We start from the raw sequence: 22,238 nt of genomic DNA, 5'->3' as shown, positions 1-22,238 counted from the left end.
AGGATGCGTCCATGAACCACCACGGCCGCCATCCGGACAACCCCTCCTGCGTCATCACCTGCGCCTACTACGACGGCGAGGGCGAACGCCACGATATCAGCCTGGAGCAGATCAGCAACGTGCTGCAGCGCCCGGATGGGTTCGTCTGGGTGGGGTTGTACGAGCCGCAGGAATCGGTGCTGCACAAACTGCAGGATGAGTTCGGCCTGCACGACCTGGCCATCGAGGATGCGCTCAAGGCGCACCAGCGCCCCAAGGCGGAGAGCTACGGCAACTCCCTGTTCGTGGTGGTCAACACCGCGCAGCTGGTCAACGAGCGCATCCGCTACGGCGAGACGCACGCGTTCCTGGGCGCACGCTTTCTGTTGACGGTGCGCCATGGCGCATCGCTGTCGTATACGCCGGTGCGGCACCGGGTCGAACGCGAACCGGCGATGCTGCGCATGGGCGCCTCGTTCTGCCTGTACGGCGTGCTCGATTTCGTGGTCGACAATTATCTGCCGATCATGGACGAGTTCCGCGACACGCTGGAAGGCCTGGAAAAGGACATCTTCGCCGACAACTACAAGCGCGAAACCGTGGTGCGCCTGTACGAGCTCAAGCGCGAACTCAACAAGATGCGGCTGGTGGTGGCGCCGCTGCAGGACGTGCTCTCGCACCTCAAGCGCAACCCCGGCTCGCTGATCCACGACGAGGTCGGCATCTACCTGCGCGACGTGCTCGATCACGCCGTGCGCATCAACGACGCCATCGACACCTTGCGCGAAATGCTGGGCACCGCGCTGAGCGTCAACCTGTCGATGGTGACCCTGGCCCAGGGCGAAACCGTCAAGCGCCTGGGCGCCTGGGCCGCCCTGCTGGCCGCCCCCACCCTGATCACCAGCTGGTACGGCATGAATTTCACGCACATGCCGGAACTGGACAAACGCTACGCGTATCCACTGCTGGTCGCCGGCGTGGTCGCCTCGTGCCTGGTGCTGTATCGCCTGTTCAAGCGTGCGCGGTGGCTTTGAGGGCCGCGCTGCGGCCTGGGAATGGGGATTCGGGAATCGGGAATGGGTAGAGCAGGTCTTTCTGACTGCTGAGTGTTGGCTTGGCACTGAGCTGCTGGAGGTTCCTGCACTGCACGTACTGCAAGGCGCGCCAGCTCTGTACTGGCTGGTTTGAAGGCGGTCGGCATCATCGTGTGCTGCCCGTGCCCTCATCCGCCCTTCGGGCACCTTCTCCCAGAGGGAGAAGGGAGCCGGCTTGCCTTTGCGAATCCCCAATCCCGAATCACCAATCCCGGCCATCAAGCCACATAGATGGTCTTGATGTTCATGAACTCGTGGATGCCGTGCTCGGCGAGCTCGCGGCCAAAACCCGAGCGCTTGATGCCGCCGAACGGCAGGCGCACATCGCTCTTGACCACCGAATTGACGAACGCCGCGCCGCATTGCAATTGCTGCGCCACGCGCTCGCCGCGTTTGGCATCGGATGTCCACACGCTGCCGCCCAGGCCGAAGCTGGTGTCGTTGGCCACGCGTACCGCCTCGGCTTCATCCCGCACGCGAATCACCGACGCAACCGGGCCAAAGAACTCCTCCTCATAAGCCGGCATGCCCGGGGCAACATGATCGAGGATGGTGGCCGGATAGCCGGCATGCGAACCGGGTACCGGTTCGCCGCCCAGCAGCACCTTGGCGCCCTTTTCCACGCTGTGTTGCACCTGCTTGTGCAGCTCGTCGCGCAGATCCGCGCGCGCCATGGGCGCCAGTGTGGTGGCCTCCTGCTGCGGGTCGCCGAGCACGCGCTTGGCGGCGGCGGCCACGAAGCGTTCGATGAAGCGATCGGCGATGGCATCCACCACGATGAAGCGCTTGGCGGCGATGCAGGTCTGCCCGCTGTTGTCGAAACGCGACTGCACAGCTGAAGCGACGGTGTGCTCCAGGTCGGCGTCTTCCAGCACCACGAACGCGTCGCTGCCGCCCAGTTCCATCACGCACTTCTTCAACTGGTCGCCCGCATTTGCAGCCAGCGAACGTCCGGCGCGCTCGCTGCCGGTCAGCGTCACTGCGGCGATGCGATCGTCACGCAACACATCCGCGGCCTGGTCGTTGTCGATATGCAGCACATCGAACACGCCGGGCGGAATGCCGGCGGCGTCGAGCACCGCCTTCATCGCATCGGCGCAGCGCGGCACATTGCTGGCGTGCTTGAGCAGCGCGACATTGCCGGCCATCAGACCCGGGGCGAGGAAGCGAAACGCCTGCCACAGCGGGAAATTCCATGGCATCACCGCAAACACGCAGCCCAGTGGTTCGTAGCGCACATAGCTGGACTGCGCCTCGGTCGGGATGTCGCGCGGTGCCAGGTACTCGGCCGCATGCTCGGCGTAATAGGCGCAGCCCTGCGCGCATTTATCAACCTCGGCCAGTGCCTCGTGGCGCAGCTTGCCCATCTCGGCGGTCATGATGCGCTGCAACTCGTCACGCCGCCGGGTCAGCTCTTCGCCGACGCGGCGCAGCAGTGCGCCGCGCTCGGCCAACGGCAGCGCCGCCCATTGCGGAAATGCCTTGGCGGAAGCAGCCAGACGCGCCTCGATGGCGGCGGCGTCCAGGGTCTGCTGGGTATGTTCGACCTGGCCATTGGCCGGGTTGACGGTGTCGTAGGACATGACGGTCTCCTGTTACAGGCCCGCCATGCTAGTCGCCGGCAAGTTGCAGCCGCGTCACAACCGCAGCAAATCGCTGCAACGCTGTGTTTACCCGAGCCGCGACGCAATGCCGCACCCACATCGCACCGCTCGCGGATCAATGGCAGTTGGAACAACGCACCCAGACACGCTGATGAAAGTAGCCCTGCCCTGTCCTGACCGTCCCACCGCACAAAAATGCTCTAGCATTCGGCACTTGGCAGCTTCATCCATTCATGGAAGACCACCACGATGCGCCGGGATCTCATTGTTCTAGTTGTACTTGGCATCGGCGCCTGCCTGCCGGGATGCGCCGTCCTGCAGGACATGCTGCACGGCCCGCGCCCCGGCCCGAACGGATTTGTCACCGTGAGCTGCAACAACACGCTGCCCAATCCCAGCCAACCCTGCGAGGAAGAGGCACTGCGTGCCTGCTCGGACACTGCCATCCGCCAATTCGTCACCGCGCACTCGTCGCCGAACATGGTCACGATCTATCCGAGCAAGCAGAAATCCAAGGACGACGGCACCAATAACGGCAAGAACAGGGACAAGGATCGCGCCGACGAACAACCCAAGGTCGAGCAACAGGGCTACGACATCAGCGCCGAGTATCAGTGCTACCTGACCAAGCCGCAGCCCTGGGACAGCGGGTACACGCCTCCAGCCAGGTAACAGCAGCCCAACCAACTGCCGTGCCCGGCGTCCTGTGGCCGCATCAGGCGTCCGCAATCGGCTTGCAGCCATTGTGGATGTCGGTGGCCTCGGCGTTCGCAGCCGTCCGGCCGCCGCTGGTGGCGATGCATTCGTCACACCCATGCTGGTGCCCGCTCAGGAAGCAGCTTGCAGCGCCAGTTGCGCATCGCGCTGGCGGCGTCTTTCGCTGCGCGCCAGCAGCCACCAGCCGATCACCGCGGCGAGCGACACCGCCAGCACCATCAGCGTGGCCAGTGCGTTGATCTTGGGGCTGATGCCCAGCCGTACCGATGCAAACACCTTGATCGGCAAGGTGGTCGAACTGGGCCCGGCCAGAAAGCTGGCGATCACCACGTCATCCAGCGACAGCGTGAATGCGAGCAGCCAGCCCGATGCCAATGCCGGAGCGATGATCGGCAAGGTGATCAGGAAGAACACCTTCAGTGGTGTCGCGCCCAGATCCATCGCCGCTTCTTCCAGCGAGCGATCCAGTTCCTGCAGACGCGAGGAGATCACCACCGTCACGAACGATACGGTGAAGGTGACATGCGCCGCCCAGATCGCCACCGCGCCGCGCGGTGCGATCCCCAGCACGCCGCCCATCGAGACCAGCAACAACAGGATCGACAGGCCGATGATCACCTCCGGTATCACCAACGGTGCGGTGATCAACGCACCGAACAGGGTCTTGCCGGGGAAACGCCGCATGCGCACCATCGCCAGCGCCGCCATCGTGCCCAGCACCGTCGATGCCCCGGCAGTCCAGAACGCGACTTCCAGGCTGACCCAGGCCGCATCCAGCAGCTGGCGATCGCGCAGCAATTCGCCGTACCAGCGCGTGGAAAAGCCGCCCCACACCATCGCCAGCCGCGAGGCGTTGAACGAGTAGACCATCAGCAACAGGATCGGCAGATACAGAAAGCCGAAGCCCAGCGCGAGCACGCCACCGCCCAGCAGGCGCGTGCTGGCAGAGGCGCGCATCATGTCAGCCGCCCTTCCAGCTCGCGCTGCTGATACCGGTGGAAGAGCACGATCGGCACCAGCAACAGCAGCAACATCACCGTGGCCACCGCAGCGGCCACCGGCCAGTCGCGATTGTTGAAGAACTCGCCCCACAGCACGCGACCGATCATCAAGGTGTCAGGCCCGCCCAGCATTTCCGGAATCACGAATTCGCCCACCGCCGGAATCATCACCAGCATGCAGCCGGCCACGATCCCGTTGCGCGAGAGCGGCAAGGTGATACGCACGAATGCCTGCCACGGACGCGCGCCCAGATCGTAGGCGGCTTCGAGCAGGCGCTGGTCATGCTTGACCAGATTGGCGTACAACGGCAGCACCATGAACGGCAGATAGCAGTACACGATGCCGATATAGGCGGCGAGCGGCGTGTACAGCAACTGCAAGGGCTGCCGAATCACCCCAAGCGCCAGCAGTGCCTGATTGAGCAATCCGTTGCCGTCGAGGATGCCGATCCAGGCGTACACGCGGATCAGGAACGAGGTCCACGACGGCAGCACCACCAGCATCATTGCCACATTGCGCGTGGCCAGCGGCAGACGCGCAATGACATAGGCCATCGGGTAGCCGATCAACAGCGCGAACACGGTGGACAGCACGGCGATCCTGATCGAACTCGCATACGCCGCCAGGTACTGGCTGTCGTGCAGCATGACCAGATAATTGCTCAGATGCAGCTTGACGCTCACCGCACCATCGGCCGCAACGGCGAACAGCGGCGTGTACGGCGGCATCGCGGTGGCGCGCTCGGCAAAGGAGATCTTCAGCACGATCAGGAACGGGATCGCGAAGAACACCAGCAGCCACAGATACGGTGCGGCGATCACGCCCCAGCGCGCGCCCGGCAATGCTGCGCGGAACAGGCGACGCCTCATGCGGTAAGCACCACGCCATCGTCCTCGCCCCAACTCAGCCATACGGTGTCGCCCCAGGTCAGCGCTTCGCTGGCCCAGCGCTGCCGATTGGCGAAGTTGGCCATCAGTTTGAAGCCACCGGGCAGGCGCACGTGGTAGACCGAATGGCTGCCGAAATAGGCGATGTCCTCGATCACGCCCTGCGCCTTGTTGCAGGCCTGGGCGGGCGCGTCCTTGCCGATGGCGAGTTTTTCCGGGCGCAGCGCGAATGCCACCGCCTGCCCTTCGAAACCGGTGATGCCGTGGCCGATCCGGATGCTGGCGTCGAATGCCCAGGCTTTCAGGCTGACGTAGTCCGGTTTGTCCTCGACGATGACCGCGTCGATCAGATTGACCGAGCCGATGAATTCGGCAGCGAACCGGTTGGCCGGTTGTTCGTAGATTTCGTCCGGCGTGCCGACCTGCTGAATCCAGCCCTGGTCCATCAGCGCGATGCGGGTGGCCATGGTCATGGCCTCTTCCTGATCATGGGTGACCATGACGCAGGTGACGCCGGAGGTCTCGATGATGTTGACCAGCTCCAGCTGCATCTGCGAGCGCAGCTTCTTGTCCAGCGCGCCCATCGGTTCGTCCAGCAACAGCAGTTTGGGCCGCTTGGCCAGCGAGCGCGCCAACGCCACGCGTTGCTGCTGGCCGCCGGAGAGTTGATGCGGCTTGCGCCTGGCCAGGCTGCCGAGCTGGACCAGCTCCAGCATCTCGCCCACGCGCGCCGCGATCGCCGCCTTGGGCAGGGCTTCCTGCTTCAGTCCAAAGGCGATGTTCTGCTCCACGCTCATATGCGGAAACAGCGCATACGACTGGAACATCATGTTGATCGGGCGCTCGTACGGTGGCAGCGCGTCGATTGGTTGGCCATCGAGCACGATGCGGCCCTTGGTCGGCCGCTCGAAGCCGGCCAGGCAGCGCAGCAAGGTGGACTTGCCGCTGCCCGAGCCGCCCAGCAACGCGAAGATTTCGCCCTTGCGGATCTGCAGGCTGACCTCGTCGACCGCGACGACGCCATCGAATTCCTTGCGGACCTCGCTGATGCTCAGATAGGCGTTGTCGCTCACGGAAAGCGGCGCCGTTGCGGCCTGGGTAAGTGCCATGAACCCTCTCGTTTGCGAAGCGTGGCCCGGTAACGACTGTGCGCCTCAAGATGCCGGCGCCGCCAGTGCTCGTTACGAATGTCAGCACCCGTCCCTTTCAGTTCGATCGCATGGTCCGCAACAAACTGACGACGACCCGGCACATCTGATGACTACCTGCCAGCGCGGCTGCCGCAGCAGCGCGGTGCCGGCAGCACCAGGGCGGCACCCTGCCGCGACCAGGGCGCCAATGCCGGCCGCGACCGGTCTCGATCAGCGTGCCTCCTGCACCGGCGCGCTCCAGCCCAGCCCCAGACTCTTCTGCAGCGCGACGTAATTGACCAGCAACTGCACCTGCGCCTGTGCGGCGGCGTCCTGCGCCAACAGCTGCTGGCGTTGCACGTCGAGCAGATCGATCGACGAGGTGGCACCGGCATCGCGGCGTTGTTGCATCAACCCGGCCGAACGCGTGGCCGAGGCTTCGGCCTGCCGCGCCACCACCAGCTGCTTGCGCGCCGAGCCGAAGCGCGACAACGCGGAGTTGGCATCCTGCAAAGCCGCCAGCACCGCGCCCTCGTAGGCCGCTTCGCGGCCGGCGTTGCCGGCACGCGCCTGCTCCACCTGCGCGCGGGTCTTGCCGAAATCAAAGATCGACCAGCGCAGCATCGGCACCGCCAGCGTGGTCAACGCGTCGGAATTGAAATCGCTGGGCGAGCCGGCGACCCAGCTCAGGCCGCCCAGCAAGGTCACTTGCGGGAAATAACCATTCAACGCCTCGCCAATCTGCGCGCTGGAGGCCGCCAGCTCGCGCTCGGCCTTGCGCACATCGGGGCGGCGACGGATCAGGGCGCCGGCATCGTCCACGCGCACCTGCGTGGGCAGCATCGGCAACGGCTGCGGCGCGCGCAACTGCGCATCCAGCGCGCCGGGCGCGCGCCCCACCATCAGCGCCAGCTGGTCCAGCGCTTCCTGCGATTGCATCTCCAGCGGCAGGCGTTGCGCTTCCTGTTGCTGCACCTGCGTGGCGATCTGCTCGACCTGCAGGTCCGAGGCCGCGCCACGCGCGCGGCGCTGCTGGGTCAGGCGCAGGGTCTGCCCGATCTTGTCCAGGTTGGCATCGGCAATCGCCAGCCGTGCCTGCAGGCCGCGGTAGTTGAGGTACACCTGCCCCACTTCGGCCGCCAGCTGCACCTGCGCATCGGCCAGTTCGGCTTCCGAGGCCTGTGCCTGCGCCAGGGCGCCTTCGGCGGCGCGACGGCGACGACCGAAGAAATCCAGCTCCCAGCTGGCATCGAAACCGGCGCTGTAGATCTGGGTCTTTTCCAGATCCAGCGCCTCGCTGCCCTGTGCCGGTGGCTGGCCGTTCTGGCCGTTCTGCAAGCCGCCCAGCGTATCGACGATGGTCTGCGGCGGCTCGGCATATGCATACACCGCGCTGGCGTTGAGCTTGGGCAGGCGCTCGGCACGGCGCTGGCTGGCCAGCGCACGGTTGGCGCGCAGCCGCGCCTGCGCCGCGCGCAGGTTGGGGCTGTCGGCCAGGGCCTGGGTGACCAGCTGGGTGAGGGTCGGATCGTGCAACTCCTCCCACCAATGATTCAGCGGCGCGGCAGCGACCACGTCGGCGCCACTGGCGCGATGCAATGCGGGCGCCTGAATCGCCGCATCGGCCACTGCCGGCGCCTTGGTGTAGTTGGGACCCAGCATGCAGCCGCCGAGCAGGACCGCGCTCAACGCCGCGGCCAGCGGCATGCGGATCAGGCGCATGGAATCAGTGCATTGCAAGGTGCGCCCCCTTGGGTAACGGCTTGAGCAAAAAGGCCAGCGGAATCGTGCAGACCACGATCACGCCGAATATCCAGAACAGATCGCTATAGGTCATCACCAGGGCCTGCTGCTGCACCAGGCGCGCCAGCTGCGCGACCGAGCGGATGGCCGCCTCGCCACCGGCGCTGCCCTGCATCTGCGCGGTCAGGCCGGACAGAAAATCCTGCGCGCGCGAGGAATTGGCAGTGATGGCACTGCCGATGGTTTCGGTATGGAAGGTCATGCGGCGCTCCTGGAAGGTGGAGATCAGCGCAAGCCCCACCGAGCCGCCCAGGTTGCGGCCGGCGTTGAACAGGCCGGAGGCATCGCCGGCCAGCTCCGGCGGCACCGAGGAGATGGCCGCCTGGTTCAGCGACATCATCGCCAGCGCCAGGCCACAGCCCTGCAACAACTGGCCGGCGACAAAATGCATGCCGACGGTGTCGGCGGTCAGCGAGAGATTGGCAAAGCAGGCTGCGGCAAAACAGATCAGCCCGGCGATCACCAGGATGCGCACGTCCACCACCTCCAGCAGCTTGGGCATCATCGGCATCAGCAGTACGGTCGGCAGGCCCGACAGCAGCAGCACGTAGCCGGCCTGCTCGGTGTTGTAGCCGGAGATTACCGCCAGGAACTGCGGGATCATGTACATGACGCCGAACAGGATCATGCCCACCGCCATGATCATGACGAATACCGCGCCGAAACTGCGGTGCAGCAGCAGCGACAGGTGGATCACCGGCGGCCGTTTGCGGAACTGGCCCACGACCAGTGCAGCGAATCCGCTCAAGGCGATCACGCTCAGCATGTTGATCTCGCTGGATTCGAACCAGCGCTCGCGCTGGCCCTCCTCCAGCACCACGGTGAGCCCGCCCAGGCCGGCGGTCAGGCCGTAGATACCCAGCCAGTCGGCATTGAGCAGGCCGGCCCAATCGCCTTTTTCATGCTTGAGGCCGAGCAGCAGCAAGGCCACCAGGCCGACGCAGATCGGCACGTTGATGAAGAAGGCGTAGTGCCAGCTGACGTTTTCGGTGAGCCAGCCGCCGAGCAGCGGGCCGATCACCGGGCCCATGATCACGGTCATGCCGAACAGGGCGGTGCCCATCGTCTGCTGACTGGGCGGCAGGCGCGTGGCAACGATGGTCAGCGCGGTGGGAATCAGCGCACCACCAGCCAGGCCCTGCCCCACGCGGCCGATGATCATCATCGTCAACGAGGTCGACAGCCCGCACACCACCGAAAAGGCGGTGAACATCACCGCGCAGATCAGCAGGAAGTTGCGCAGGCCCAGCGTGCGCACGAACCAGCCGGTCAGCGGGATCATGATGATCTCGGCAACCAGATACGCGGTGGAGATCCAGGTCCCTTCGGTGCCGCTGGCGCCGACCTCGCCCTGGATGGTGGGCAGCGCCGCGTTGACGATGGAGATGTCCAGCGTCGCCATGAACGAGCCGATGGTGCCGGCCAGCACCGCCAGCCAGGCGCCCGGCTCGGCCTTCTCGCGTTGCGCGCTGCCGCCGGCACGCGGGCCGGTGGCTGCCGCTGCACTCACTGTGCGCGCTCCTGCGCCTGCACGCGGTCGGATTCCTCCTCGGCCCTTTGCTTGGCATCCTTGGCCGAGCGCGTGTCCACGGTGACCTCGACCGACATGCCCGGCACCAGCACCTTGCGCGCCTCTTCGCCGGCCAGCACGCGGATGCGCACCGGCACGCGCTGCACCACCTTGGTGAAGTTGCCGGTGGCGTTTTCCGGCGGCAGCAAGGCGAACTGTGAGCCGGTCCCCGGCGACAGGCTCTCGACCTTGCCGTGCAGCTTCACGCCCGACAAGGCATCGGCCTCGATCTCGGCCGGCTGGCCGGGACGCATCAGGCCGACCTGGGTTTCCTTGAAATTGGCGATCAGGTACAGCGATTCCTGCGGCACGATGGTCATGGTGCGGGTACCCGCCCCGAGGAACTGGCCGACCTGCACGGTCTTGTCGCCGACGCGGCCATGGATGCGGCTGGTCAGCAAGGTGTCTTCCACCGCCACGCGGGCCTGGTCGGCATCGGCGGTGGCCTGCTTGACGCCGGCCTGGGCCTGTTCCAGCTGCGCGTTGCTGGCCAGGATCTGGCTCTGCGCCCCCTTGGCCTGTGCCTGCGCTGCCTCGTACTGGGCGCGTGCGCGTTGCAGGTCGTGCTGCAGGCTTTCCTGGTGTTCGTGGGTGTCGGCGCCGGAGGCGGCCAGCGGGGCGAAGCGCTTCACTTCGGCCTGGGCGAAGGTCAGGCTTGCCGCTGCAGCCGCCACCTGGGTCCGCGCCTGCACCAGCGCCGACTCCTGTGCGGACACATTGGCGGTGGCCGCGGCGATATCGGCCTGGCGCGCGGCGATCGCGGCTTCGGCCTGCTGCAGGGTCGCCTGGTAGGTGCGGTCGTCGATCTGCAGCAGCGGCTGGCCGGCTTCCACGATCTGGTTGTCACCCACCATCACCTTGGTCACGTAGCCGCTGACCCGCGGCGCCACGGCCACCGAGTCGGCTTGCAGGTAGGCGTTGTTGGTGTCCTGCATGTAGCGGCCCTTGATCAGGTAATAGGCCAGCCAGATCACCAGCAGCACCACCACCAGCACCCCAACCACGATCAGCGTCCATTTGACCTTGGGATTCTTCAACGGCGAGGGCTTGGGCGGCTCCTGCTCGTTGTGCGCGCCGGTGCCTTGCGCATCCGTGCCCGAAGGCTGGCCGTCGTTGGACTGCTGGTCGTGGTTGCTCAAGGTGAGGCGTCCTGTGTCGTGGGCGAGGCGCGCGCGACGACGGGCCGCATCAGCGGTCCGGCGAAGGCGGCGCAACCATACAATTATTTGAACCGCCCGGTACAGATTGCGTGATGACCGCAGTCAGCGCGCGCTCGGACTTCCAAACGCGCGAATGGCAGGCGCTGTTACAGGAATGGAGGAATGCCTGCGTCGTCAGCGACCGGTCTTGATCTCGGTCCATAGCCGCGTGTACAGCCGGTCCACCTCGGGCGGATTGATCGCGTAGGTGAACATCTTGGCGGTCACCTCCGGCGGCGGATAGATGGTGGGGTCGTTGCGGATCGCCGCGTCCACCAGCGGCGTGGCGGTGCGCACCGGGTTGGCGTAGTGGATGAAGTTGCTGTTGGCCGCGGCCACGTCCGGCTTCAACAGATAATTGATGAAGGCGTAGGCGTTGTCGGGGTGCTTGGCGTCCTTGGGAATGGCCAGCATGTCGAACCACTGCGGCGCGCCTTCCTTGGGGATCGCATAGGCCACCTTGATGCCGTTGCCGGCTTCCACCGCGCGGTCGCGCGCCTGGATGATGTCGCCCGACCAGCCCACCGCCAGGCAGGTATTGCCGTTGGCCAGCGAGGTCACGTACTGGCTGGAATGAAAGTTCTGCACATACGGGCGGATCGTCTTGATCAGCGCGGCGGCCTTCTCGATGTCGGCCGGCACGCTGCTGTGCGGATCCATGCCCAGATAATTGAGCGCGATGGGGATCAGGTCCGAGGGCGTGTCCAGCAGGGTCACGCCGCAGTCCTTCAACCTGGACAGGTTTTCCGGCTTGAACACCAGATCCCAGCTGTTGGCGACCTCGGTGTTGCCGAAGATTGCCTTGAGCTTGTCCACGTTGTAGCCGATGCCGGTGGTGCCGATCATGTACGGCACGCCATAGGCGTTGTCCGGATCCTGCGCTGCGATGCGCCGCATGATGTCCGGGTCCAGATTGGCCAGATTGGGGATCTTGCTCTTGTCCAGCGGCAGGAACACGCCGGCATGGATTTGCCGGCCGAAGAAGTTGAGCGTGGGCACCACCACGTCGTAATCGCTGCCACCGGCGAGCAGCTTGGTTTCCACCATCTCGTCGCTATCGAACACGTCGTAGGTGACCTTGATGCCGGTGCTCTTTTCGAACGCGGGAATGGTGTCTTCGGCGATGTAGTCCGAATAGTTGTAGACGTTGAGCACCTTGGCCTGCGCCTCGGCACCGCCGGGTGCATTGCGGCCACCGCAGGCGGCCAGCAAGGTGGTGGACAGCGTCAGGGCGAGCAGTCGCAGCGTCATGCAGGTCTCCAGGGCAGCGCGATCAGGATGGGCCGGTCTACGGCCGGTCGAGGGTCCAGCCTACCCATGGTGTTTGTGTTTGCACAGCGTGGCGTGGCGGACCCCATCGGTGCACACGCGACAGGCGGGCGCGGCCGCTGCCGGAATCGCGTATGCCTGCCGCGCTTTGCGCCTGCGCGCGAGCGGCAAAAGGCGGAGCTGCGCCGGCAGGGCTTACACCGCGCCGACGCCCAGCGCCTGCGCGGTATCGTCCAGCGCCGCCCAGGCCTTGTCGAACAGCTCATCGACCTGTTCGCGGGTGATGATCAACGGCGGCGACAGCAGCATGGCGTCGTAGGTGGCACGCAGGATCAGCCCGCGCCGCAGCGCGAAATCGCGGCACAGGGCACCGACCCGACCGCGTTCGGGAAAGTAGACGCCGCGCCGGCGTTTGTCCGGCACCAATTCCAGTGCCCCCACCAGCCCGGCGATACGCGCCTCCCCCACCAGCCGGTGTTCGCCCAGCTCGGCCCAGCGCTGTGCCAGATACGGCGCGATGTGGGTGCGCGCGTGCTCCACGATGCCCTCGTCCTGCAGCAGGCGCAGGTTCTCCAGCGCCACCGCCGCGCAGACCGGATGCCCCGCATAGGTGCCGCCATGCGCCAACTCCCCGCCCTGCGTCTTGAGCACACCGGCCACGCGATCGTTGAACATCGCCGCCGCCAACGGGATATAGCCGGAGGTGATGCCCTTGGCCAGCGTCATCACGTCGGGCTGGAAACCGAAATACGCCGCACCGAACCAGGCACCGGTCCGCCCGAACCCGCAGATCACCTCGTCGGCCACCAGCAGCACGTCGTAGCGCCGGCAGATGCGTTCGATTTCCGGCCAGTAACTACGCGGCGGGATGTACACGCCGATCGCGCCCATGATCGGTTCACCGATAAACGCCGCTACGTGTTCCGGCCCGAGCTGCAGAATCTTGTCTTCCAGCCGACGCGCCGCCAGCAGCCCGTACTCCTCAGGGTCCATCTGGCCTCCATCGCCGAAGTGATACGGCGGCGCGATATGGTGAATATCCGGAATCGGCAAGCCACCCTGCTTGTGCATGCCTTTCATGCCACCCAGGCTGGCGCCGGCCATGGTGGTGCCGTGGTAACCGTCGTGACGGCCGATGAAGATGCGCTTCTCCGGCTGCCCCTGCACCGCCCAAAAATGCCGTACCAGCCGCAAGATGGTGTCGTTGGCCTCCGACCCGGAATTGGCGAAGAAGGCATGATTCAGATCGCCCGGCGTCAGCTCCGCCAGCTTGGCGGCCAGATGGATGGTGGGCTCGGTGGTGCACTGAAAGAAACTGTTGTAGTACGCCAACTGTTCCATCTGCCGCGCCGCGGCTTGCGCCAGCTCGGTGCGGCCGTAGCCCACATTCACGCACCACAAGCCGCCGAACGCATCCAGCAACTTGTTGCCCTGCGCGTCCCAGACATACACGCCCTCGCCGCGGGTCAGGATGCGGGTGCCCTTCCCGGCCAATGCCGCGTTGTCGTTGAACGGATGCAGGTGATGGGCGGCATCGAGTTGCTGCAAGGTTTTCAACGCATCGGGTTGCACGGCTTGCTCCAGAAAGTGGCTCACGCCAGTGGCGCGAATGCAGTGGCGTTATGAAAAGCAGCTGGCGCAAAACGCATCGGACGCCTGCAATGCACGTGGGTCTGGACCATGGCCAGACGACGTACCCTCATCCGCCCTTCGGGCACCTTCTCCCGAGGGGAGAAGGGAGCGGTGTGGCACGCTGCGCCGAGCGCAGACGCCTCACACATTCAACAACAGGAACTCCCGCTCCCACGAACTGATCACCCGGAAGAAGGTCTCGTATTCCTTGCGCTTGACCGAAATATAGGCGCGCACGAAGCGCCGCCCCAGCATGTCCTGCAAGGCCTCGCAGCCCTCCAGTCCGTCCAGCGCCTCGCCGAGCGAGCGTGGTAGATCGTAGCCCTGCTCCTTGCCGTTGCTGCTGATCGGCGCGGTCGGCTTGAGCTTCTCGCGGATGCCGAGCAACCCGCAGGCCAGGGTCGCTGCCATCGCCAGATACGGATTGGCGTCGGAGCCGGCAAAGCGGCTTTCCACCCGCATGTTCTGCGGTGCATCGATCGGCACCCGCAGCCCGCAGGTGCGATTGTCGAAGCCCCACAGCACATTGCTCGGCGACACCTCGCCGAACATCAGCCGCCGGTAGGAATTGACGTTTGGCGCCAGCAGCCCCATCGCCATCGGAATGTATTTCTGCAAGCCGCCCAGATACTGCGCAAAGGTGTCGCTGAAGCCGCCCTCGCGTTTTCCACTGAAGACGTTCTTGCCGGTGCCGGCATGCAGCAGGCTCTGGTGGATGTGCATCGCACTGCCCGGTTCGGTCTCCATCGGCTTGGCCAGGAACGTCGCATACACGCCATGCCGCAGCGCGGCCTCGCGCATGGTGCGCTTGAACAGGAACACCTGGTCGGCACGCGAGAGCGCATCGGCATGGGTGAAGTTGACCTCCAGCTGCGCGGCGCCGGATTCGTGGATCAGCGTATCCACGTCCAGTTCCATGGCATCGCAATAGTCGTACATCAGGTCCAGGATCGGGTCGAACTCGTTGACCGCATCGATCGAATACGACTGCCGCGCAGTTTCCGGCCGACCCGAGCGCCCGGCCGGCGGCAACAACGGGAAGTCCGGGTCGGTGTTCTTCTGCACCAGGAAGAATTCCAGCTCCGGCGCCACCACCGGTTGCAGCCTGGCTTCGGCATAGGCGTCCAGCACGCGCCGCAGCACATTGCGTGGGGCAAGCTCATGCGGCTGGCCGTCCTTGGTGTAGCAATCGTGGATGACCTGCGCGGTGGGGTCGGCCGCCCACGGCACCATGCGCACGGTGGATGCGTCCGGGCGCAGATGCATGTCCGAATCCGAGGGCGAGGTCAGCTCGTAGTAATCATCCGGGAAATCGCCGGTGACGGTGGTGGCGAAGATGCCTTCCGGCAGGCGAGTGCCGTAGTCGTGCGAAAACTTGTCCGCCGGAATGATCTTGCCGCGTGCGTTGCCGGTGATGTCCGGCACCAGGCACTCGACCTCGGTGATGTGGCGCTCCTTGAGCCAGCGGCGCAGGGCGCTTTCGGGCTGCTTGGGCGTGGACGTGCGCGAACGTGTGCGGATGGACATGCAACCTCACTGACCGCGTCGGGCGGCGTATTGGCGACAGGCCTCGCCGAAGGCCTGGAAGATGGCACGGTAGAACGGATGCTGTGTGACACGCCACTCCGGATGCCACTGCACTGCGAGCAGAAAGCCCGGCCCGGGGCCGCGAAAGGCTTCGATCAGGCCATCCGGCGCGGTCGCCTCGATCAGCAGGCCGTCGGCCAGCCGCGCAATGCCCTGCCCGTGCAGCGAGTTCACCGCCACCTGCGCGCTGTCGCTGATGCCGGCCAGCAGGCCGCCGGCATGCAGCTGCACCGGATGCGCCGGGCCGTATTGCGTGTCCAGCGGCGCGGCGCGGTCCTCACGGTGATCGGCCAGACCGGGCACGTCATGCACGCGCTGATGCAGGCGCCCGCCCAGCGCCACGTTGACCTCCTGCAACCCGCGGCAGATCGCCAGCACCGGCAGGCCGCGTGCAAGTGCCTGCGGGATCAGTCCGAGGCTGGTGGCATCGCGCGCCGGATCGTGCGGATTGCCCTCCCAGCTCGGCTCGTCGCTGTAGTGATGCGGCTCCACATTGCTCACCGCGCCGGTCAGCAACAGGCCATCCAGGCGATCCAGCCAGACGCCCGCATCCAGCGCCGGCTGCAGGCTCGGCAACAGCACCGGCATTGCGCCGGCCGCGTCCACCACCGCGCGGATGTACTTCTCGCCGGTGGCCAGAAACGGATGCGGCCCTTGCTGGATGCGATCGGTCGGCAACCCGACCAGGGGAACGACAGCCATGCGGATATCCCGGTTGTACGCGGCAGGGAAACGGGTGCGCTCGCCATCAGGCAGGCGCAGGCGATGTTCAGGACACAGGGTGGCGCGTGTTTGCAATCGTGCGCGGCATTGCATGCGTTCGATCGCGACGCAACGTCAGCGTGTCTTCGCCACGGGTTGAGGGTGTGTCGTGGATGCCTGCGAACTTACCGTGCAGCCAGCGGCATTGCCAGGGTCGGCACGCGCACGATTGCGAAAGATCACGTGCGCTTTGCTAGTCTGGGCAGCGACCCTGCAGGTGGTGCCCATGGTTTCCGAGAACTCCGTCGCGTGCTTGCCCGCCACCGATGCCGCCACGCTGGCGCGGATCGATGGCTGCGAAGCGGTCGACCTGTTATTGCCCGACACCAATGGCGTGCTGCGTGGCAAACGTGTGACAGCCGAGGTCGTGGACAAGATCTATCGCGACGGCGTATGCCTGCCGATGTCGCTGATCGCCACCGACATCACCGGCAATACCGTCGAGGAAACCGGGCTGGGCTATGCCATCGGCGATGCCGATCGCATCTGCCGGCCCATTGCAGGCTCGCTGCGCCCGGTGCCGTGGGCACCGCGGCCGATGGCACAGCTGCTGCTGGCGATGCATCAGCCGGACGGCAGCATCTTCGAGGTCGCACCGCGTGCGGTCCTGCAGCGCGTGCTACACGGCTTTGCCGCGCTCGGCCTGACCCCGGTCATTGCCGTGGAACTGGAGTTCTACCTGTTCGATGCGGTGCCCGATGCGCAGGGGCGTCCGCAGACGCCGCGCGACCCGCAGACCGGTGCGCGCAGCGACAGCACCCAGGTGTATTCGCTGCAGGACCTGGACGACCAGCGCGCGTTCACCGATGCGGTGACCGGCGCCTGCCGGCAACAAGGCATCCCGGCCGACACCGCCGTGGCCGAATACGCGCCCGGCCAGTTCGAAATCAACCTGCAGCATCGCGCCGATGCGGTGGCCGCCTGCGACGAGGCGATCCTGCTCAAGCGCACCATCAAGGCGATTGCGCAGCAGCAGGGCAAGCTCGCCAGCTTCATGGCCAAGCCGTTTCCCGGCCAGGCCGGAAGCGGCCTGCACCTGCATGTGAGCCTGCTCGATGCCGATGGGCACAACGTGTTTGCCGGCAGCGCCACTGCACCCGCCGACCGCCTGCGCCATGCCATCTCCGGCCTGCAACGGCATGCGGACGCCTCGTTGCTGATGTTCGCACCGCACGCCAACAGTTACCGCAGGTTCGTCAGCAACGCCTTCGTGCCACTGGATGCGAGCTGGGGCTTCAATAACCGCACCGTGGCGCTGCGCATCCCGCACAGCGATGCACGCAACACCCGCATCGAACACCGCATCGCCGGCGCCGATGCCAACCCGTACCTGGCCGCCGCCGCCGTGCTTGCCGCCATGCTGGACGGCCTGCAACACCCCGGCGAGCCCACCGCGCCAGTCACCGGCAATGCTTATACGCAATCGGTGTTCCGGCCGCGCACCTGGCAGGGCGCAGTGGATGCATTCGGCGCCAGCGACTTCGTCGGCGCGCAGTTCGGCAGCCAGTTCCAGCATGTATTCGGCCAGCAGAAACAGCGCGAGCTGCTCGACTACCAGGCGCTGGTGCCGGATCTGGACTACGCCCGGTATCTGCGAATCGTCTGATGGACGGCCCGGGCACGCCCCTGCCGCCTGCCGATCCGCCGGGCAATGGCTATCCCGACAGCTGGTACGCGCGCAGCACGCCGGCCTTGCCGGAGCAACCGCGCCTGCAGGGCGCCGCACGTGCCGATGTCTGCATCCTCGGCGCCGGCTACACCGGCCTCACCGCCGCGCTCGCCCTGGCCGAGGCCGGCTACTCCGTCATCGTGCTGGAAGCCAGGCGCATCGGCTGGGGCGCCTCCGGGCGCAACGGCGGCCAGGCCATCGTCGGCTACGGCTGCGAGCAGGAAACCCTGGAAGCGCTGGTCGGCGATGGCGACGCGCGGCTGCTGTTCGACTTCTCGCGCGACGGCATGCGCCTGCTCCGCGCGCGCATCGCGCGTCATGCCATCGCCTGCGACTGGCGCGACGGCCACGCCCACGTGCCGCTGAAGCCGCGCCAGGTGCAGGCCTTGCAGCACGGCATCATGCGCATGGCCGATCGCTACGACTACCCGCTGGAATGGTGGGACCGCGCGCGCACCCGGCAGGTGCTGGACAGCCCGCTCTACCTTGGCGCGATGTTCGACCCGGCCAGCGGCCATCTGCATCCGCTGGCCTATGCGCTGGGCCTGGCGCGCGCAGCGCTGGCGGCCGGCGTGCGCATCCACGAGGGCTCGGCGGTGTCCCGCCTGGAACATGGCGAGCGCGTGACGATGCACACCGACCACGGCAGCGTCAGCGCCGACTTCGGCGTGATCGCCGGAAACGCCCTGCTGCAGGGCATTTCCACAGCGCTGGAACGCCACATCATGCCGGTCGGCACCTATGTCGGCGCGACGCCGCCGCTGGGCGCAGCCCGCGCGCGCGCGCTGATCGCCAACGACATGGCGGTCGCCGACACCAACTGGGCACTGGATTATTACCGGCTCAGCGCCGACCACCGGCTGCTGTTCGGTGGACGCGCCAGCTACTCATCGCGCCCGCCACCCGGGCTGAATCGGTTGATGACCCGGCGCATGCACACGGTCTTCCCACAGTTGCACGACGTGCCGCTGCAAACGCTGTGGGGCGGCTACGTGGACATCTCGCGCAATCGCGCCCCGCACTGGGGCCGGCTGGCGTCCAACCTGTATTTCGCCCAGGGACTCTCCGGGCATGGCGTCGCCGCGACCGGATTGGCCGGCCAGGTCATCGCCGAGGCCATCGCCGGCCAGAGCCGACGGCTGGATGTGTTCGCGCGCATCCCGCATCGGCCGTTCCCCGGTGGACGCCTGCTGCGTACCCCGCTGCTGGTGGCCGCGATGAGTTGGTATCGGCTGCGCGATGCATTGTGGTGAGTCGGGTGCCGTCTTGAGCACTTTGAGACGCAGCGCTCAAGTTTTGGCGAGCAGGGCCGTTAGCTGATATGACGGTTCGATCCGCACGGCCAGCCGATGTCCCCAGGTACCCTACATCGCAATAGTGAAAGCGCAGTCCTGCCGCAACGCGTGTTGCTGGTGGAAAACTCACGCACCTTCACCAGCATGCTGCGCGAAGCCATCGAGCAACGGGTGGAACTGCCGGTCACGGTGGTGTCGACCCTGGCAGAAGCCGCGCGTGTGCTGGACGAAGAAGACGGTTGGTTTCTGGTACTGACCGGCCTGGTGTTGGTGGACGGCGACCGCGACAAGGTCGTGGAATTTTTCCTCTCGCGCAAACTGCCCACTGTGGTGGTCAGCGGCGTCTACGACGAGGATTTGCGCCAGCGCGTGCTGCAGCAGCAGATCATCGATTACGTGCTCAAGAATGCGCCCGGCAGCATCGAATATCTGGCCTGGCTGGTGCAGCGCCTGGAACGCAACCGCCGCATCGCGGCGCTGGTGGTGGACGATTCGCTTTCCGCACGGACCTATGCGGCCGCGTTGCTGTCGATGTACGGCTACCGCGTGGTGCTGGCGGCCGACGGTGCGGCCGGCCTGCAGGCGATCGAGCGCGATCCCGGCATCCGCCTGACCATCGTCGACCAGGAAATGCCCGGCATGGAAGGGGTGGAATTCACCCGCCGGCTGCGTGCGATCCGTTCGCGCGACAAGGTCGCGGTAATCGGCATTTCCGGCAACAACGACTCGTCGCTGATTCCGCGGTTCCTGAAGAATGGCGCCAACGACTTCCTGCGCAAGCCGTTTTCGCGCGAAGAATTCTTCTGCCGCGTGTCGCAGAATGTGGACCAGCTGGAGTTGATCGGCACGCTGCAGGATCTGGCCACCCGCGACTTCCTCACCGGCCTGCCCAACCGGCGCTATTTCCTGGAACAGAGCCAGCGCGTGATCCCCACCCTGCTCTCGCAGGAGCAGACAGTCACCGCGGCGATGCTGGACATCGATCACTTCAAGCACATCAACGACACTTGGGGCCACGAGGCCGGTGACCAGGCGTTGCGGGCGGTGGCCGCATCGGTCTCCAGCCATGCGCGGCCACAGGATCTGGTGGCACGTTTCGGCGGCGAGGAATTCTGCCTGCTGGTGCCGGGGCTGGATGCCGCCAACGCCACAAGTTACTTCGAAACCCTGCGCGAACGCATCAGTGCGCTGCGCGTGCGGATTGGCGACGAAACCCTCAGCATGACGGTGAGCATCGGCGTGTGCATCGCCACCGAAGACGGCCAGTCGCTGCACCATCTGCTGGACGAAGCGGACAAATATCTGTACCTGGCCAAGGCCGGCGGCCGCAACCAGGTGCGTCTGGCCAGCTGAGCCGCGTCGGCTCCGCGGTAGCGCGCAGACGCACGCGCTGCGCTGGCTAGGTTGAAATCGCCGATGCCGAACGACGCCGCATCGCACGTGCGGCCATCAACGCCAACAGGCTCAACACCGCAGCGCCACCCAGATACTGCCCGACCGCCTGCACGCCATAGCGTGCCGCCAGTTGCGTGGCCACGTACGGCGCCGGCGCCGCACCGAGAATGCTGGCCAGGTTGAACGACAGCGAGGCACCGGTGTAGCGCACCTCGGTGGGATACAGCTCGGCCAGCAACGTGCCGCAGGGGCCGTAGGTCAGGCCCATGAAGAAGAAGCCCAGCCCCAGAAATGCCAGTACCTGCAGCGGGTGATTGGCCTGGAACAGCGGCGCGAACGCCAACCCGAACGCGATGATCGCAACACTGGCCAGCATCATCGCCAGCGGCGCTCCATGCCGGTCGCCGAACCTGGCCGAGAGCGGAATGCCGATCGCGAAAAACACGATACCGGCCATCTGCAACAACAGGAATTGCTCCTTGTCGTAGCCCAGGGTCTTGGTACCGTAGCCCAGCGCGAACACCGTCATCAGATAGAACAGCACGAAAGTGGCGAACGCGCCAAGCGTGCCGATGACCAGCGCCGGCCAGTGCTGCGAGATCACCGTGCCCAAGGGCAGGCGCACGCGCGTCTTGTGGTCCAGGGTCTTCTGGAAATCCGGCGTCTCGGTGATGCTCAGGCGCACCCACAAACCGGTCAGCACCAACAGCGCGCTGGCCAGAAACGGCACCCGCCAGCCCCATTGCATGAACTGCGCATCGTCGAGCACCGCGCCCATCCCGAGAAAGGTGCCGGTGGACAGCAGAAAGCCCAGTGGCGCACCCAACTGCGGAAACATGCCGTACCACACGCGCTTGCCGGGCGGTGCGTTTTCGGTAGCAAGCAACACGGCCCCGCCCCATTCGCCGCCCAGGCCCAGGCCCTGGCCGAAGCGACACAACGCCAGCAGCGCTGGTGCGAACACACCGATCTGGGCGTAGCTGGGCAGCAAGCCGATCGCCACGGTGGACAAGCCCATCGTCAGCAGCGCCGCCACCAAGGTGGCCTTGCGCCCGATCCGGTCGCCGAAATGGCCGAACACCGCCGAGCCCACCGGCCGCGCGACGAAGGCCACCGCAAACGTCGCCAGCGACTGCAGCATCGCCGCGCTGCCATCGCCCGCCGGAAAGAACAAGGTGGGAAACACCAGCACTGCGGCGGTGGCGTAGATATAGAAATCGAAGAACTCGATGGTGGTGCCGATCAGGCTGGCGAACAGCACGCGCGCAGGCGAATTGATGGGAGAAACGAGCGGCGCGGCAGCAGTCATCGTTGATCGGCATCCAGACAAGACAAGACGCCCGATTCTGGCAGATTGCGGCAACGGTTTGCGCAGACCAACCGGCCTGCAAAAAGTTGTAGACGTGACCGCCGACTGATGTGGGCCATGTCAGCCTCAGGTCTGACAGTGACCGACAAAACGCAGCGAATTATCGTCGCCGAGGATTGATCGCGCCGAGAATGGGTCGGTTGCAGAGCGGCTGGTCTGCGGCTCTGCTGCGGGGCCCTTGCCCGCCCACCATCGCGCGACACGCCGCAAGTACGTCCTTGTAGCAACTGTGTTGTTGGAGGGGGTTCTGACCGTTCTGGAAGCCGGGCACGGGA

At 65.9% G+C, this 22,238-nt stretch carries 17 protein-coding genes; 5 read left to right on the top strand and 12 right to left on the bottom strand.

Annotation, left to right across the window (positions count from 1 at the left end; translation table 11 throughout):
• Positions 1-11 precede the first annotated feature (11 nt).
• A complete protein-coding gene (locus LL972_RS18170) occupies positions 12-1,013 on the top strand; it encodes a magnesium and cobalt transport protein CorA (protein WP_228328779.1) in 1,002 nt (333 codons plus the stop codon).
• A gap of 278 nt (positions 1,014-1,291) precedes the next feature.
• Here the strand turns inward: LL972_RS18170 and LL972_RS18165 are convergent, their stop codons facing one another.
• Positions 1,292-2,656, bottom strand: coding sequence for an NAD-dependent succinate-semialdehyde dehydrogenase (locus tag LL972_RS18165; protein ID WP_228328778.1), 1,365 nt, complete (start codon positions 2,654-2,656; stop codon positions 1,292-1,294).
• A 270-nt stretch (positions 2,657-2,926) separates the two neighbouring features.
• Between LL972_RS18165 and LL972_RS18160 the strand changes: the two genes are divergently transcribed.
• A complete protein-coding gene (locus tag LL972_RS18160) occupies positions 2,927-3,349 on the top strand; it encodes a hypothetical protein (protein ID WP_228328777.1) in 423 nt (140 codons plus the stop codon).
• A gap of 156 nt (positions 3,350-3,505) precedes the next feature.
• Here LL972_RS18160 and LL972_RS18155 read toward each other — a convergent pair whose 3' ends face one another.
• The 10 genes from LL972_RS18155 to LL972_RS18110 all read right to left on the bottom strand — a co-directional run bounded on the left by LL972_RS18155 (position 3,506) and on the right by LL972_RS18110 (position 16,175).
• Positions 3,506-4,354 (bottom strand): ABC transporter permease subunit, encoded by an 849-nt coding sequence (locus tag LL972_RS18155; protein WP_228328776.1) that lies wholly within the window; start codon positions 4,352-4,354, stop codon positions 3,506-3,508.
• Positions 4,351-5,265: an ABC transporter permease subunit gene (locus LL972_RS18150; protein ID WP_228328775.1), complete on the bottom strand. Its 915-nt coding sequence runs from the start codon at positions 5,263-5,265 to the stop codon at positions 4,351-4,353. Before LL972_RS18150 ends, LL972_RS18155 begins: the two co-directional genes overlap by 4 nt.
• Complete coding sequence (locus LL972_RS18145) at positions 5,262-6,392, bottom strand: ABC transporter ATP-binding protein (RefSeq protein ID WP_228328774.1); 1,131 nt, start codon at positions 6,390-6,392, stop codon at positions 5,262-5,264. Before LL972_RS18145 ends, LL972_RS18150 begins: the two co-directional genes overlap by 4 nt.
• Positions 6,393-6,644: 252 nt before the next feature.
• On the bottom strand, positions 6,645-8,135 hold the full coding sequence (locus LL972_RS18140; RefSeq protein WP_228328773.1) for an efflux transporter outer membrane subunit: 1,491 nt from the start codon (positions 8,133-8,135) through the stop codon (positions 6,645-6,647).
• A 4-nt stretch (positions 8,136-8,139) separates the two neighbouring features.
• Positions 8,140-9,726, bottom strand: coding sequence for an MDR family MFS transporter (locus LL972_RS18135; RefSeq protein ID WP_228328772.1), 1,587 nt, complete (start codon positions 9,724-9,726; stop codon positions 8,140-8,142).
• Complete coding sequence (locus LL972_RS18130; protein ID WP_228328771.1) at positions 9,723-10,925, bottom strand: HlyD family secretion protein; 1,203 nt, start codon at positions 10,923-10,925, stop codon at positions 9,723-9,725. Before LL972_RS18130 ends, LL972_RS18135 begins: the two co-directional genes overlap by 4 nt.
• A gap of 195 nt (positions 10,926-11,120) precedes the next feature.
• Entirely contained in the window at positions 11,121-12,236 is a 1,116-nt protein-coding gene (locus LL972_RS18125; RefSeq protein ID WP_228328770.1) for a polyamine ABC transporter substrate-binding protein, read from the bottom strand.
• Between the two features lie 213 nt (positions 12,237-12,449).
• The gene (locus tag LL972_RS18120; RefSeq protein WP_228328789.1) at positions 12,450-13,826 is read right to left on the bottom strand and encodes an aspartate aminotransferase family protein; all 1,377 of its coding nucleotides are present in this window, start codon (positions 13,824-13,826) and stop codon (positions 12,450-12,452) included.
• Positions 13,827-14,027: 201 nt separating this feature from the next.
• A complete protein-coding gene (locus tag LL972_RS18115; RefSeq protein WP_228328769.1) occupies positions 14,028-15,413 on the bottom strand; it encodes a glutamine synthetase family protein in 1,386 nt (461 codons plus the stop codon).
• A 6-nt stretch (positions 15,414-15,419) separates the two neighbouring features.
• The gene (locus LL972_RS18110; RefSeq protein ID WP_228328768.1) at positions 15,420-16,175 is read right to left on the bottom strand and encodes a gamma-glutamyl-gamma-aminobutyrate hydrolase family protein; all 756 of its coding nucleotides are present in this window, start codon (positions 16,173-16,175) and stop codon (positions 15,420-15,422) included.
• 286 nt (positions 16,176-16,461) lie between these two features.
• Between LL972_RS18110 and LL972_RS18105 the strand changes: the two genes are divergently transcribed.
• The 3 genes from LL972_RS18105 to LL972_RS18095 all read left to right on the top strand — a co-directional run bounded on the left by LL972_RS18105 (position 16,462) and on the right by LL972_RS18095 (position 20,552).
• On the top strand, positions 16,462-17,841 hold the full coding sequence (locus LL972_RS18105) for a glutamine synthetase family protein (protein WP_228328767.1): 1,380 nt from the start codon (positions 16,462-16,464) through the stop codon (positions 17,839-17,841).
• Positions 17,841-19,157, top strand: coding sequence for an NAD(P)/FAD-dependent oxidoreductase (locus tag LL972_RS18100; RefSeq protein ID WP_228328766.1), 1,317 nt, complete (start codon positions 17,841-17,843; stop codon positions 19,155-19,157). The genes LL972_RS18105 and LL972_RS18100 overlap by 1 nt, the downstream gene beginning before the upstream one ends.
• Before the next feature lie 96 nt (positions 19,158-19,253).
• Positions 19,254-20,552, top strand: coding sequence for a diguanylate cyclase (locus LL972_RS18095; protein ID WP_228328765.1), 1,299 nt, complete (start codon positions 19,254-19,256; stop codon positions 20,550-20,552).
• Positions 20,553-20,598: 46 nt separating this feature from the next.
• Here LL972_RS18095 and LL972_RS18090 read toward each other — a convergent pair whose 3' ends face one another.
• Complete coding sequence (locus LL972_RS18090; RefSeq protein ID WP_228328764.1) at positions 20,599-21,903, bottom strand: MFS transporter; 1,305 nt, start codon at positions 21,901-21,903, stop codon at positions 20,599-20,601.
• Between the last annotated feature and the right edge of the window lie 335 nt (positions 21,904-22,238).

The organism is Xanthomonas campestris pv. asclepiadis (assembly GCF_020784175.1).
Classification (GTDB): Bacteria; Pseudomonadota; Gammaproteobacteria; order Xanthomonadales; family Xanthomonadaceae; genus Xanthomonas; species Xanthomonas campestris_D.
This window is presented reverse-complemented; position numbering and strand designations above follow the sequence as displayed.

Coding starts and splice junctions, on each gene's coding strand:
- LL972_RS18170 (WP_228328779.1), top strand. CDS start 12: ATGAACCACCACGGCCGCCATCCGGACAACCCCTCCTGCGTCATCACC.
- LL972_RS18165 (WP_228328778.1), bottom strand. CDS start 2,656: ATGTCCTACGACACCGTCAACCCGGCCAATGGCCAGGTCGAACATACC.
- LL972_RS18160 (WP_228328777.1), top strand. CDS start 2,927: ATGCGCCGGGATCTCATTGTTCTAGTTGTACTTGGCATCGGCGCCTGC.
- LL972_RS18155 (WP_228328776.1), bottom strand. CDS start 4,354: ATGATGCGCGCCTCTGCCAGCACGCGCCTGCTGGGCGGTGGCGTGCTC.
- LL972_RS18150 (WP_228328775.1), bottom strand. CDS start 5,265: ATGAGGCGTCGCCTGTTCCGCGCAGCATTGCCGGGCGCGCGCTGGGGC.
- LL972_RS18145 (WP_228328774.1), bottom strand. CDS start 6,392: ATGGCACTTACCCAGGCCGCAACGGCGCCGCTTTCCGTGAGCGACAAC.
- LL972_RS18140 (WP_228328773.1), bottom strand. CDS start 8,135: ATGCGCCTGATCCGCATGCCGCTGGCCGCGGCGTTGAGCGCGGTCCTG.
- LL972_RS18125 (WP_228328770.1), bottom strand. CDS start 12,236: ATGACGCTGCGACTGCTCGCCCTGACGCTGTCCACCACCTTGCTGGCC.
- LL972_RS18115 (WP_228328769.1), bottom strand. CDS start 15,413: ATGTCCATCCGCACACGTTCGCGCACGTCCACGCCCAAGCAGCCCGAA.
- LL972_RS18110 (WP_228328768.1), bottom strand. CDS start 16,175: ATGGCTGTCGTTCCCCTGGTCGGGTTGCCGACCGATCGCATCCAGCAA.
- LL972_RS18105 (WP_228328767.1), top strand. CDS start 16,462: ATGGTTTCCGAGAACTCCGTCGCGTGCTTGCCCGCCACCGATGCCGCC.
- LL972_RS18100 (WP_228328766.1), top strand. CDS start 17,841: ATGGACGGCCCGGGCACGCCCCTGCCGCCTGCCGATCCGCCGGGCAAT.
- LL972_RS18095 (WP_228328765.1), top strand. CDS start 19,254: ATGTCCCCAGGTACCCTACATCGCAATAGTGAAAGCGCAGTCCTGCCG.
- LL972_RS18090 (WP_228328764.1), bottom strand. CDS start 21,903: ATGACTGCTGCCGCGCCGCTCGTTTCTCCCATCAATTCGCCTGCGCGC.